Annotated in this window: 13 protein-coding genes; 9 read left to right on the top strand and 4 right to left on the bottom strand. The window is 65.2% G+C overall.

The window, feature by feature from the left end; all coding sequences use genetic code 11:
- Positions 1 to 41 precede the first annotated feature (41 nt).
- The 4 genes from OG203_RS15965 (at position 42) to OG203_RS15980 (ending at position 5,602) form a co-directional block, all read left to right on the top strand.
- Positions 42 to 1,115, top strand: coding sequence for a tyrosine-type recombinase/integrase (locus OG203_RS15965; protein WP_405167887.1), 1,074 nt, complete (start codon positions 42 to 44; stop codon positions 1,113 to 1,115).
- 5 nt (positions 1,116 to 1,120) lie between these two features.
- Positions 1,121 to 1,447, top strand: a complete 327-nt coding sequence (locus tag OG203_RS15970) for a helix-turn-helix domain-containing protein (protein ID WP_405166442.1) — start codon at positions 1,121 to 1,123, stop codon at positions 1,445 to 1,447.
- A 1,175-nt stretch (positions 1,448 to 2,622) separates the two neighbouring features.
- Positions 2,623 to 3,744 (top strand): hypothetical protein, encoded by a 1,122-nt coding sequence (locus tag OG203_RS15975; RefSeq protein WP_405166443.1) that lies wholly within the window; start codon positions 2,623 to 2,625, stop codon positions 3,742 to 3,744.
- Positions 3,745 to 4,099: 355 nt separating this feature from the next.
- Positions 4,100 to 5,602 (top strand): MFS transporter, encoded by a 1,503-nt coding sequence (locus OG203_RS15980; RefSeq protein ID WP_405166444.1) that lies wholly within the window; start codon positions 4,100 to 4,102, stop codon positions 5,600 to 5,602.
- 268 nt (positions 5,603 to 5,870) lie between these two features.
- Here the strand turns inward: OG203_RS15980 and OG203_RS15985 are convergent, their stop codons facing one another.
- From OG203_RS15985 to OG203_RS16000, 4 genes are all read right to left on the bottom strand, one after another.
- Positions 5,871 to 6,065 (bottom strand): hypothetical protein, encoded by a 195-nt coding sequence (locus OG203_RS15985; protein WP_405166445.1) that lies wholly within the window; start codon positions 6,063 to 6,065, stop codon positions 5,871 to 5,873.
- A gap of 251 nt (positions 6,066 to 6,316) precedes the next feature.
- Positions 6,317 to 7,978, bottom strand: a complete 1,662-nt coding sequence (locus tag OG203_RS15990) for a tyrosine-type recombinase/integrase (protein ID WP_405165544.1) — start codon at positions 7,976 to 7,978, stop codon at positions 6,317 to 6,319.
- A 45-nt stretch (positions 7,979 to 8,023) separates the two neighbouring features.
- A complete protein-coding gene (locus tag OG203_RS15995; protein WP_405165545.1) occupies positions 8,024 to 8,347 on the bottom strand; it encodes a helix-turn-helix domain-containing protein in 324 nt (107 codons plus the stop codon).
- A complete protein-coding gene (locus tag OG203_RS16000; protein WP_405165546.1) occupies positions 8,348 to 9,421 on the bottom strand; it encodes a tyrosine-type recombinase/integrase in 1,074 nt (357 codons plus the stop codon).
- A 237-nt stretch (positions 9,422 to 9,658) separates the two neighbouring features.
- On the opposite strand from OG203_RS16000, the gene OG203_RS16005 reads away from it, so the two are divergent.
- The 5 genes from OG203_RS16005 (at position 9,659) to OG203_RS16025 (ending at position 13,820) form a co-directional block, all read left to right on the top strand.
- Positions 9,659 to 11,134 (top strand): hypothetical protein, encoded by a 1,476-nt coding sequence (locus tag OG203_RS16005; RefSeq protein WP_405166446.1) that lies wholly within the window; start codon positions 9,659 to 9,661, stop codon positions 11,132 to 11,134.
- A 96-nt stretch (positions 11,135 to 11,230) separates the two neighbouring features.
- A complete protein-coding gene (locus OG203_RS16010; protein ID WP_405166447.1) occupies positions 11,231 to 12,097 on the top strand; it encodes a bifunctional DNA primase/polymerase in 867 nt (288 codons plus the stop codon).
- 67 nt (positions 12,098 to 12,164) lie between these two features.
- Positions 12,165 to 12,521 (top strand): YraN family protein, encoded by a 357-nt coding sequence (locus OG203_RS16015; RefSeq protein ID WP_405166448.1) that lies wholly within the window; start codon positions 12,165 to 12,167, stop codon positions 12,519 to 12,521.
- Between the two features lie 285 nt (positions 12,522 to 12,806).
- Positions 12,807 to 13,298, top strand: coding sequence for a single-stranded DNA-binding protein (ssb, locus tag OG203_RS16020; RefSeq protein ID WP_405166449.1), 492 nt, complete (start codon positions 12,807 to 12,809; stop codon positions 13,296 to 13,298).
- 114 nt (positions 13,299 to 13,412) lie between these two features.
- Entirely contained in the window at positions 13,413 to 13,820 is a 408-nt protein-coding gene (locus tag OG203_RS16025) for a hypothetical protein (protein ID WP_405166450.1), read from the top strand.
- Positions 13,821 to 13,848: the final 28 nt, after the last annotated feature.

A 13,848-nucleotide genomic window follows, 5' to 3' on the forward strand; every position in this document is an offset into this window, starting at 1 on the left:
ACAGGTTCGTGACTTCCGATGCGCCCGGTTCGGCGCGGTTGATGTTGGCGGACAACGTTGTTCATCTCGATCCGGCTCCGGCGATGTTCGAGGCGATGTTGCAGGGTTGGCGTCGTCAGCAATCGGCGCGGTACCTGCGCGCAGCGACGATCGGCCCGAGATTGGCGCTGATACAACGCTTCAGCCGCTTCACGGGCTTGTATCCGTGGGAGTGGGCTCCGGCGGATGGCGAAGCGTTCATTGATCATCTGCGCGGAGGTGATCAGGGAATCCGGTCCTCGACGGCGCGCAACTACGAAGTGACGATCAGCTTGTTCGTCGAATATCTTCTGGATCCGCGCTATGACTGGATGCCGTTGTGCGAGGAGCATTTCGGTGATTTTCCGCAGCTGATCTTTCATGAGGGCAACTCGGTCGCGCATAAGCTGGAGTTCGAGGCGGACCCGCGCCGTCGGCCGTTGACCTACGACGAGGTCCAGGCCTTGTTCGACGCCGCCGACGCCCGACCGTCCCGGATCAGGGGCTCGGGACGCAAGGGCGCCCTGGGCGCGGCGCGGGATGCGGCGGTGCTGAAAACGGTGTACGCCTTCGGGTTACGCCGTGGCGAGGCATCCGGCCTGGATTTGACGGATCTGCGGCGCAACCGTAAGGCACCGACCTTCGGAAATATGGGTTGCCTTATGGTGCGTTACGGCAAGGCGCCGAAGGGTGCACCGGCCAAGCGGCGGACTGTGCTTCTGGTGCCGGAGATGGATTGGGTTCTCGACACGCTTGGGGACTGGCTCGGAGAGCATCGTCCGTTGTTCGGTCCGAGGAACCATCCCGCGCTGTGGGTGACCGAACGAACCGGACGATTGTCTCCGCGCTCGATCAATGAGGCGTTCGTTGCGGCCAGATGCGCTGCAGGCCTGGATGATTCGCTGGATTTGCATTGCCTGCGCCCCTACATCACCCATCTGACCGAGTTCGGATATCCGGCCCGCTTCGTGCAGGAGCAAGTCGGGCATTCTCACGCCGCGACCACGGCGATCTATATGGGGGTCTCCAACGAGTACCGCAACAAGCTGCTGGAGACCGCGTTACGGGGACGCCTCGGCGACGATTGGGAAGGATGACGCTGGTGAACAAGAAGATGGGGTACCAGTGGCAGCTTCGGCGGGTCATGGCCGAGCGGGAGTTGTTCCAGACCTCGGACCTGGTGCCGCTGCTGGCCGAGCGAGGCGTGGTTTTGTCGCGTGAGCAGGTCTACCGCCTGGTCACTCAGCCGCCCCAGCGGATGAGCATGGACACCCTGGTCGCATTGTGCGACATCCTGGACTGCACACCGAACGATCTCCTCCGGCCCGAGGTGGTCAACCAACAAGTCCGCAAGACCGCTGACGGCACCAGCGTTTCGCACTCGATCACCTCACGGCGCTCGACGGTCCGCAGACCCGGGAAGCCATGACTCGGGCGGAGGAGAGACTAGCCGCGGCTCGCTGTGAGCTCGACGCGATCCGCACCGACCTCGTTGTGTATCTGCAGACAATCGTCGGACCAGTACTCGGTGCAGAACAGGCTCAGGCGATGTTGGCACAAGCGCAAGGGTGGAGTCCGCGGGGAGCCCGGCGATTGGCTGATCATCTCGCGGATCACCCGGCCGCGCTGACAGCGCCTTCGCCGCATTGCCCGGCCTCGCTTCCGCGACTGCTGCGGCTGCTCGACGCTGCCGGCTACGGGCACGCGGTCACCCTGCTGTGCTGCGCACGTTGTGGCCGCACCGACCGTCGACTCGACAGGCTGTCCGAACAAGGCCGCTGCTGCGGTTTGTGCCTCGACAGCGAGGGACGACAGTGTGCGCGCTGCGGACTTACTGGGCGGATCACCGCCCGCCGCGAGGAAGGTCCGATCTGCCACGCTTGCTATTGCCGGGAACCGGGATTCCTCAAAGAATGTGCAGGCTGCGGGAATCGGCGCGTGGCCCAGGGTCGCCGCCGCGAGGACGGCGCTCCGCTGTGCTGGGCATGCGCCCCGAGCCCACAGCAGCACTGCGCACACTGCGCACAACTCACGGTCATAGTGGCCCATGGCGACGCCGGGCCGGTCTGTCGTCGCTGCTACACCGCTCCACCCAAGGAGTGCGGAATCTGTGGCGAACTGGGCACGATCCGCCATCGCGGCGGTGACGGCCGACCCGCGTCCTGTACACGCTGCTACCGCAACCTCGGCCAATGCGTGGTCTGTGGGCGCATCCGCGCCGGTAGCAAGCTGCGCGGCGGTGCCTTCCATTGCAACTCGTGCCGACCCTACCGACCCAGCCTCTGTACTCTGTGCCGAAAAACACGGCGTCTGGGCGCGATCTGGCCGTTGGGTACCGTCTGCCGCGACTGCTATCAGCGCCGTGAACTCAACCCCACACCCTGCCCCATGTGCGACATGCCCCGGGTCCTGATCGGCCGAGACGACCACGGTCGTGACATCTGCGGACCCTGCTGCGGTGCCGACACGACCTACGATTGCCGCCGATGCGGGCAACCCGGAATGCTGCACAGCGCAGGAGCATGCGCTCGCTGCGTCGCCCACGACCGTGTCCATGATCTTCTCAGCGGCGACGACGGCACCGTGGCCGAACGGCTACGCCCCTTGGCTGACACACTCAGCGCCGCACGGCCGTTCTCCACGCTCTCATGGCTGGCCACCAGTCCCGCCGCTACATTGTTGGCCCGCCTGGTCAGCCAGCACGACGGCATCACTCATGAACTACTCGACGAGCTACCGCAATCCAGCAGCATCCGCTACTTCCGCGAATTGCTGGTCGCCACAACGATTCTCGAGCCCAGACCGGAGCCGCTCCACCAACTACAGCTCTGGGTGAGCCGCACTCTCGCTGATCTCCCCGCACACCAGCGGGCGCTGATCGCGCCGTTCGCCGAGTGGGAGATCGTGCGCGACGCCCGCCGGCGGGCCGCCCGCGGCCGCTACAGCCACGACGCCGCAGGGGCCGACCGCCGCGACATCCACGCCGCCATCGTGTTCATGAACTGGATCGACAGCGTCGATACGCCCCTCCATCACCTCACCCAGGCACAGCTCGATCTCTGGCTCGACACGAACCCGGGCGCCCACCGGCACACCAGCGCTCTGCTGCGCTGGGCTCGCGCGCGCCGACTCACCGGTCCCCTCGATTTCCCGACCAGACGAAACAGCCCACCCGGACGGTTCATCAGCAACGACGAACTGCGCGACCAACTTCGCCGATGCCTCAACGACACCAGCCTCCCTACCGAAGTCCGCATCGTCGGTGCGCTGGTCCGTCTCTATGCAATCCCTGTCACTCGCATTGTGAAACTGACCATCAACAGCTTCCAACGCGGGAAGACCAATTCCTATCTCACCCTTGGCGCACATCCGGTTCTGCTTCCACCGAAACTGACGCTACTGATCGAAGACCAGATCGCCCGGCCAAGGCGCCTCACCACCCCCTCTGACATAGCCGACGCACGACAGGTCTACCTCTTCCCCGGGCACCCACCCAGCCGACCACGAAGCCGTTCCGCGATGAGCGGTGCTATGGCGCGATACGGCCTGCCAAGCGCGATCGCGCACAACAGTGCCATGATCGCAGCCGTCACCGAGCTTCCACCGATCGTGGTCAGCGACCTATTCGGCATATCCCCCAACACCGCGAACGCCTGGGCCCGCCTCGCCCAAGCCAGCTGGACCGACTACCTCGACACCCAAACACCCTGCGCCACCGAAGAATAGACGCAAAGTGCCGAGGTGGCGGCTAGCTTCAGCACTGTATCTATCTGATTGCGAAGTTCAACCGTCCCGGAGTCCACAACCCGGAGCGCTGCACGGTCATGGTGTCCAGCCGCGCCTCGGTGGCTGCCGGGTCGTACCAGTGGGATTGGGCTGAAGACTAGGCGTCCGCCCCGTTGAGGCAACCTCATCGATTAGTTTGAAGGCGTCGCCAGTTGTGGTCGACCAGGTCCGGGGTGGGGCGCAGCATCAGGGCGCAGGAGACGGCGAATGTGGTGTTATCCATGGACTTTTGAGTCGGTCTCCACCATTCCAACCGGCCGAACACCGAGGGATTCAAACACCAGGGGAGATAGCAGTGAGCTCGACGATCCGAGACGGCGAATACGGCCCGGACATCGCTCACACGGAAGACCCTGTCCGCGGTGGCTGCCGCCGCAGTGATCACGACCACAGCGCCTCCGCACCTGATAGCTCTGCCCGCAATACCTCGGCCGTCTCCGACACCACCCGCGACGACGAGATAGCCTACGCAGCCGACGAGGACATCGCGGACACCGCCGCCCCGGTGGTGCAACCGTCCCGCCGCGCGGGCGGCATGTTCGCCTCACTCGCCGTCCGCAACTACCGCTACTACTTCGCCGGGCAAGTGGTCTCCAACACCGGTACTTGGATGCAGCGCATCGCTCAGGATTGGCTGGTACTCAGCCTGACCGGCAGCTCCTTCGCTGTCGGGATCACCATCGCCATGCAGTTCTTGCCGGTACTACTGTTCGGCCTCTACGGCGGGGTGATCGCGGACCGCTTCGGTAAGCGACAATTGCTGATGCTCACCCAGAGCTGCATGGGTGTGCTGGCCGGAGTTCTCGCGATCCTGACGCTCACCGGGTCGGTGCATGTCTGGCACGTCTACCTGCTGGCCTTCCTGCTCGGGCTGGTCACGGCGGTGGACAGTCCCAGCCGGCAGACGTTCGTCGCGGAAATGGTCGGCCAAGAACAACTGCGCAATGCAGTCAGCCTCAACGCGGTGAACTTCGAGACCGCGTCGATGACCGGGCCAGCGGTGGCCGGTGCGGTCATCGCGGCGGTCGGTACCGGGTGGGCGTTCGCGATCAACGCTTTCTCCTTCATAGCGGTGGTCGGCGGGTTGCTGCTGATGCGGCCCGCACAGCTGCGGCCGGTGCCGCAGGTGCCCCGCCGGAAGGGACAGCTGCGCGAGGGTTTGCGCTACGTCGCTGCGCGTCCGGACCTGATCGGACCGCTCGTGCTGGTGGGGTTCGTCTGCACCTTCGGATACAACTTCCCGACCGTGCTATCGGGTTTCGCGTATCACGTCTTCCATATCGACGCCGGACGCTACGGGCTGCTCAACACGGCGCTGGCGGTGGGGGCATTGGTGGGCGCGTTACTGGCCTCGCGGCGCCCGCGGGTGCGAATGCGCCTGCTGGTCGGCACCGCCTTCGGCTTCGGTGTCCTTGAGGCCGTCACGGCGTTCGCGCCGCACTACTGGTTGTTCGCGGCGATGCTGACAACCGTGGGTCTGCTCGGGCTCACCTTCCTTACGTCGAGCAACTCCACGATCCAGTTGGCCACCGAACCGACGATGCGAGGCCGTGTGATGTCGCTGCACATGATCGTCTTCATTGGGGGCACCCCGATCGGCGCACCGATCATCGGCTGGGTCACCGAAGAGTGGGGCCCACGAATCGGCTTGTTGGCCTGCGGTGCGGTATCCGCATGCGCAGCAGCCGCAGTCGGCTGGATCATGATTCGCACCAACGGTTTACGGATGCGAGTGACCCGCCGCGGCCTGTCCGTCGTGCCAAGTCAGACTCTGGCGGCGTCTTCCGCACAAGCCTGACACCGCTTCACCCCCGCCGACTTGGTCGGCGCGACCTCGTTCAGCGCGCGTCGACTCGGGTGTTGCGGCTCATCGAGCCGGACGCCTAAATCCGCAGCATTGCGGCGGATTCGTCGGACGCTTCCATCGCCGACACAACTTTCACCGACCTGGCCCCTCAGCGTCAGTTTGGCGACGTGCAAGCCAGCCAGTGGCTGCCCCCGGAGCAGACCCGTGCAGCTGCACGGGGAATAGCGCACTCACCGAATACATGACCTTCACCAGTGTATCAGCTGAGTCTCGTCGCGTGTGCGGCCATTGCGGCGATGACCTCTGGCTCGTCGAGTACCACAGCTGGCTCGCGGACGCGGTCGCCGCCGCACGGTGCGACTTCCATCTTGTTCGACGTCTCAACTGCGTCGGCGAAGAAGGTCACCTGGCCTGCCTGCGTTGCGTGGGCCACGGCTACGAGACCGGCTTCCACGAACCGTAGGCCCGCACCTCCGCGCCCGCGCACAGCAATACACGACTGCAACGCCCGGCCGAATCCGCGCGTCGATCACCGGCAACCTTTGAAACATCAAGGGAGACAACCATGTCGATAGACATCGCCGAATCCGCACCAGTTTCCGAATCCACCGACGCTCTCGAACAACTCCTGGTCCAGCCGCCTTCGTTGGACCCCCGCACTCTGGTGGTGGACGACAACGTCCGCCGAACTTTCGACGACACAACTTACCGGAGTTCGTTGGAACCCAAGTGTTTTCGAGTCGAACCCAAGTGTGGATCTACCTCATTCTGGGGTGTGGGCACTTGGGTTGGCAAGGAACCTGGCCGTGCGGTGGCATGATCGTGAGCGAGTAGTTGCTGGGCGTTGGTGGCGTAGCGGATGGCGGTGGGTTCGGCGAGCCCGAAGACGGCAGCCATGTGTAGCGGATCGCCGCCGCAGGTGATCGCTTCGTCGAGTTGCCGATCGATTCGCAGTCGCTCCAGCTTCGCGGGTACTACGCCCAAGCGCCTGAAGAAGTTCGGGCTGACCGCGACAGTCCGTAGTGCGGTGGACTTGTTGATGAGCACATACGGATTGGCGGTGTTGGGCCAGCGGCGCCGCCGATGGTCGAGCCATTCGATGAGCACCTGGTGGGTGAGCTCGTCGAGCGGGCGGGTCCGCCCGTCGATGCTGATGCGCCGGTTGCCGAGATCGACATCGTCGAGTCGCAGGGCCTGGATGTGGCCGCGGCGGGCAGCATGCACTGCAGCCAACACGATGCACAGCTTCGCGTGCGGAGTGGTTGCGGCCTCGAGGACTGCGGCGATCTCCTCGCGCGAGAGTCGTTGCCAGATCGGCGGTGGCGGTTTCGTGATGCGTATCCGGGCGCACGGGTTGCGGAAGATCACCCCGTCGCGTTTGGCCCAGCCGAACAGCGACCGCAGCGTCACCATGATCAGATGGCGTTGGTTTCCGCGCACGGTGTCGAGGTGGGCCAGTACGTCGTCACGGGTGACCTCGCGCAAATGCTGGTAGCGGCTCGACCACTCCAGCAGCGCGGGACGCACTCCGTAGACATAGCCGAGTGCGGTGTGCGGCCGACGCGGCGGGCGGCGGGGTCCGCCGTGGCGGAGCAGGTGGGCCCAGCGCTCGACCTGGGCGGCGATTCCAGGGGCAAGATCGGCGAGTTTGGTCTCGAGCCAGGTGTCGAACACGTTCGGTCGATCGTCGACGAGCACGCCCATCCTCGACAGGACATCGATGACGTGGACCAAACCAGCCTTCCGCCCGCGCAGCACATCGTGAAATTCCGATACTCGCACGGTGTCGCCGTCGACGTGGTTGGCCAGCAGCATCACGAGGTTCCGATTGAGCGCCCGACGCGTCGCCGGTGAGAATCCGTGTGTCTCACTCATAGCCTCGGACAGGTGCAGCGCCCACGATAGCCATGAATTATTCGGTGGTGCAACTGATCTGAGATCGATGGTGCCGTAGCGGTAGGTACGTAGCAGGTCGGTGAACATGATCAGTTGCACCCCGTCAGGGCGCAGACGGCTTGCGAACGCGGCCGGCTCGAGCCGGGGCCCTTTCGCTCCGCGCCGCGCGGGTATGTGTGGTGGTTTGTGTCGGTGATACAGGTCGGCGAGGAACAGTTGGTGATAGCGCACCTGCGGGAGATAGGGAGCCAGCACAGCCTTGTCGCGAGGGTTGTCGGCCGTGACCGCGCGGTCCTCGACGGCCTGGCACCAGCACAGCCGGCAGTAGTCGTCTTTGAGTGGCATCCGCCGGTGGCAGGCGCCGCAGTCGCCGACTGGGTGCCGCCCGTCGGCGGAGAAGTTGTAGCAGGCCGTGCACACCCCTTGGGCATAGGTCAGGCCCCAGGCCAGACATTCGACGCAGCTGGTCACCGATCGGGCGATCCTCGGCCCGCTGCCGTTTCGTGTGACCACCGGTTACCGCGGTGGAATCGAACGTCCGTCGCGGCGGCGTGGGACCACGCGCGGTGGCGCGTTCACCACAGCCGGATCCGCATCGGCCCCAGCGTTGGGGCGCGTTACCGCGCTGGGCTCCGGAATCAGCAGTTCACCGACCTGGCACCCGAGCACCGCACACAGGACGTCCAGGTCGGCGAGTTTGATCGAGGCCGGCTGTCCGGACCACAGATGCGACATCTTGCCTGCCGAGATCACCAGGCCGTGCTGGGCCAGCTGACGCTGCAACTCGGAGGCTTGCCAGATACCGCGGTTAGCCGCGGCCAGGCGCAGGTTCCAGCGCATTCACATCAGTCCTTCCAGCCGCGTCGCGGCTCGCTGCTGACCGGCGATCCAAGCGTCCTCGATCCGGCTGCGGTGCACGTGGACATACCTCATCGTGGAAGCCACCCAGGCGTGCCCGTAGAGCTCCTGGATCGAAAACAAGTCCATCCCGTTCAGATAAAGCTGGCTGGCGCAAAAATGCCGCAGAACATGGGGAGTCAGCCGCCCGGCCCATCCCGGGAGGTGCGTCGCGGTCGCCTCGGCCAGTCCCGCCCGCAGTGTGTCGTAGCCGACCCGGCACCGCCCTCCAGTCGCAGACGCGCGTTCGGACAGCAGCAACGGCACGCCGTGGCGGGCTGGGTCATCGCCGAACTGACCCCACACGTCCTCGACATACCAGCGCAGGGTGCGGTCGGCACCGTTGATCAACGGCACCATCCGCTCCCGCGGCCCCGACCCGCGGGCGCCTTTCCCGACCCGGACGTGGAGCTTGCCGAATCGCCCCAGCTCCCAACGGATATCGGCCAAGTCCAGATGGCGGGCCTCGTTGACCCGCACCCCCACATCAGCCATCAACCGGGCTGCCGCATAATTGCGCGCGGCCGGCGCGAACTTCCGGCATGTCGCAAGCTCCTGCGCCCACCCAGTGAACAAGGTCCCGATCTCGGCTTCCGACGGCGGGATCCGTAACTTGGCGTCCTTGCGGCCGCGAGGACGGTTCATCTCATCGAGCGGGCACTCGATAACCCGGCCGGTCATCGCGTGCAGCTCGACCTTGTGCCGCAATTCCAGGAACTCGAAATACACCGACAGCGCCGCCGCGCGTGCCAACCGCGTCCCGGTCGGCGCGCCGCGCAGCTCGCGGCCGAAATAGCCGTCCGCGTCCGAAGGCTCCATCCCCCACAACGGGCGCCCGAACCACTCGCGGATCTGTCCCAGATTGCTCAGATCACCGCGGATCGTCGCATCCGTCAGCCCCGCCGCCGACCGCGCCAGCACCAGCCCCGCCAGCACATCGGTCTCGAACGCCTCCAGCTCCTCCGGCGACGCCGCCGGTCGATGCACCCGTAGATCCTGAACCACAGCAACAGCCAACCCACGCTCCTTGCCTTCGGAACATGCGAGAGGAGATCGACCCTGATGAGATCACTTCAGAAATCCCGAAGCAACTTCGACACACCGACCAAGCTGCAGAAACCAGCAAACCCCCGGCCCGTGGCTCCCCCGACCCGCGGAACCTAATCGAACTCAAGTGATGTCGTATTCGACCATCCCAAATACAAGGCATCGATCGGCGAGCGCGGCATCTTGTTGCCGATCAAGGCAGAACGGATGCCCGACGGCACTATCGAGGTCCGTGACGGCCAGCTACGGACCCTGATCGCGCTCGAGCTCGGGCTCACACGGGTGCCGGTGTGGATCACTACGGCTGCCGATCCCGGCACCGCGGAAGCCGAGATCACCCGCATCAGCGATCAGATCACGGTCAACGACCGCCGTATCCCGCTCACCGATGGCGATCGCGCCGCCGGCATCGCCCAGATGCTCGACTTCGGCGCCTCGGTCACCCGGGTCGCGCGTGAGCTGCAAACCGACCGCGAAGAGGTCAAACTCGCCGAGAAGGTCGGCCACTCGCCAACCGCTCGACAGATCGTGGACGAAGGGCAACTCGACTTCGAACAAGCCGCCATCCTCGCCGAGTACGACCTCGTCGGCGACACCGAGGCGGTACAGCATTTGCTCAACACCCCACCCAGCATGTTCACCTTCGAAGCACGCCGCATCGCCAACCAACGCGAGGAACGCCGCAAACTGCTGCAGGCCTCACTGCCCTACGCCGCAGCCGGGTTCACCATCCTCACCCACGACCTCGACTACGCCGACCCCAAATTCCTCTCTGCCACGCGCTTGTACACCGCCGACGATCAGCCCGTCAGCTTGGCCCAGATTCAGGCCGAACCGCAGCGGTGGGCGGTCTATTGCGATCTGCTCGAAGACGTCGCGACCCTCGACCGCGAAACCGGCGAACCAGTAGATCCCGACACGGTCGACTGGGCCACCGCACGCTATCCCGATGCCACACCCACCCAGGGCATGCGCCACGCTCGCGAAGTCGAACAACACGACCTGTGGGATGCCTACTACTACCTACCCACCGACCAACTCGACGCCGCCGGGCTCCACGAACTCACCGACACCATCGAACCCGACACGGTCACCGATCTCAGCGACCGTCACGAGGCCGACTCGAGCGACACCGCGCCCGCCGAGGACGATCCTGACGCTGCGGCACGCGCGGAGGCGCTCGCCCAACAGAGAGCCGAAGCGCGAGCCCGGGCCGAGGAAGAACGCCGCCAACGCGAACTCGCCGAGCAGCGCGCGACTGAGCTCGACAAACTCGGCAAAGCAGCAATGGAAGCACGACGGGACTTCCTGCAGAAGCTGCTGTCCCGCAACAACGACCCTCCCCAACAAGCGTCGTCGTTCGTCGTCACCTCCGTCATCACCGAGCCCGGCTTACTCGACAGCCACGACGCAACGGTCCTCGCGATGGATCTACTGGGCGTCAAGGGATGGCGTTCAGAACTGCTGAGCAGCATCGAGAACGCCCGACCCCCGCGGTGCCGGGTCGTGCTGCTCGCGCTGGTGCTCGCCGCCTGTGAGCAGCGCACCGGCAAGAAGGCCTGGCGCTACGACGACCCCAGAGTCCAGCGCTACCTGCGATTCCTCGCCGAGATCGGGCACACCCTCACCCCCATCGAGCAAGTCGCGGTCGGCGACCGCGACCCCGACTGCATCGAAATCTGACCGACCCACCCCACCCTCACATTCGCAGCGGCGCACGGCCACCACGGCGCGCGCCGCTGCCTTTCATCGCACCCACACTTTCCCAGGAGGATTCCCGTGTCTGCGGCCAATCCGTTGCGCGAAGCGGCGATGCGCGCCGCAGGGCGCGGCTGGTACGTCTTCCCGCTGCGTCCCAACGCCAAAACCCCAGCCCTCCAAGGCGACTGGTCAGGCCATGCCACCACCGATCCCGACCAGATCCGGCGCTGGTGGAACGAGAACCCGCGCCGCAATATCGCCATCGCCACCGGCCTCAGCGGCCTGCTGGTCATCGACATCGACATCCGCCGGGCCGATCCCGCGTCGGCCGTGCCCACAACACAGCAGCTACTGGCTCGACTGGCGGCGATCACGGGTGATCCGTCCGCCGTGCACACATTCGCGGTGCGGACTCCGTCAGGCGGAGCGCACTTCTACTATCGCGCGCCGACCTCACCGGAACTCGGCTGCTCGGTCGGGCGCATCGGGCCTCTCATCGATTCGCGAGGACGCGGTGGATACGTCGTCGCTGCCGGCTCGCGCACACGAACAGGAACCTATCGGCTCATCGATACACACCCGATAGCCGAATTGCCCCCTGCACTTGTCGAGTTGCTGGCCCCACCCCCACCCCAACCTTCATCGGATCCGCCACCTGGACATCCGAGTGCTTACCTCGCCGCGATCGTGACCGACGAGGCCAGACAGGTCGCCAATGCTGCACCACGTACCCGCAACGCCACCCTCTTTCGCGCCGCCCTGGCTCTGGGACGACTCGTCGCCGCCGGCGAACTCACCGAACAACAGGTCCGCGCCGAACTCACCACAGCCGCGGTCAAACACGTCGGCATCGACGGCTTCACCCACAACGAACTCGACCGCGCGATCACCAACGGCCTCACCTACGGCGCCCACCGACCTCGCCACCTCATCCCCGACCCCTGAACCACCAACAGCACACGCCCGCAACAACACCCAACCAACCCCACCTCGGTCAGAAAGGACCCGCGAGATGAAACCCGATCCGACACCGAAGATTCCCGCCGACGAACTCGTTGCCCAATACCTGACCGACGCGGGGATGGAGATCCTCGCCCGCAATTGGCGCTGCACCTACGGCGAGATCAGCCTCATCGCCGAAGACGCGGGCACCACCATGTTCGTGTACATACGCGCACGCACCGGACCGCCTTTCCAGGCTCCGGCAGAGGCAGTCAGCTTCGCCAAACAGCAACGCCTGCGCCGCCTCTCGTTGCTGTGGTTGGCCGAGCAACCAGGGCCATGGTGGCGAGTCCGATTCGATGTCGCCGTAGTGATCCTCGCGCCTGGCTGTGAACCCGAAGTACAGCATTTCCGTTCTGCGTTTTGATCGGTGTCCGACGTGGCTGTCGATCAGCCCCACAGGGGATCAGAGCCGGGGCGGGTAAACCAGCGATGAACCCGCGCCGCGACGGGTAGCGGACAAGCCTTCGCTGCGCTCAGGTCGCCTACGGCGATCCCCTACCGACGGCGCGGAACCCTCGCCGGCCCTGCGGGCCCGACCCACCTCTGATGGCCACGGCCGCAGATCGACAGCCCCTCCGATCACCGATCGGGTTTGGGGTTGTCGGTCCATTCCATTTTCCGAGCAAACCCATCTGTTAGGAGATCTGTCATGGCTGGAGACCTTTTCATCACCGTCGTCGGGAACGTCACCGAGGACCCTGAGCAGCGCTTTACCCGCGGCGGTAAGTCGGTGACCACCATCTCGGTCGCGCAGAACACCCGAATCTTCGACCGCCAGGACAATGAATGGAAAGACGGCGACGTCGTGTTCATGCGTTGCGTTATTTGGGAGGACATGGCCGAAAATGCGGTCGAGAGCCTGCGGCGCGGTATGCGGGTGATCGTCTACGGCAAGTTGAAGCAGCGCACCTACGACACCCCTGAAGGTGAGAAGCGCTGGGTCAACGAGCTGGTCGTCGACAGCATCGGCCCTGACCTGCGCTACGCCGTCGCGAAGGTCGCCAAGCTCGATCGCCGAGCAATCGACCCCCGCGACAGCGGCTCCGTCCCGCACTCGTCTTCCCAGCCCGGTGCCGATGACGCACCGGCCGAGGACCGAGAACTCGTCGGTGTCGGCGCCGACGACGAACCGCCGTTCTGACCTACCGGGCGGGGCACTACGGTGCCCCGCCCGGCCACCGCTTCGTCGCACAACGGCGCACACCTGAACACGCCGCTTCGTAGTACGTCTCTCCCCCGCTGGAGGTGACTGATCATGTCCGCCCAAGACACCACCCCATTCCCACTCCCGCGTGAGCACGACCGATCACACAACCTCGCGCTCCCTGCGCCGCTCGACAAGCCTCCAACATATGTCTCGTCAGCCTGCTACCCCGCAACGCAGGCCGCCGCCCAGTTCACGCTGATCGGAATACTCGAATCACGCATCCGCACTCTGACTTCCGACATCCACCTACTGCGCGAGCATGTTCGCCAGCTCACCGTCGCGCTCGATGATTCGCTTGACCGCGAATCCGCCCACGCACTGTGCTCTCAACACGAACGCCTCGCTATACCGCACCAATCTGCCACCCGCCCCGGTCCGGTCGCCCAGGTCCACGACTTTCTCTCGGTTCCCCGCAATCACTTCCATACCGACCGGTTTAGCGCTGCAATGAAATGACTCCCCCGCTGCATGTTCGGCATGATCG

The sequence above is a fragment of the Nocardia sp. NBC_01499 genome, from assembly GCF_045040275.1.
Classification (GTDB): domain Bacteria; phylum Actinomycetota; class Actinomycetes; order Mycobacteriales; family Mycobacteriaceae; genus Nocardia.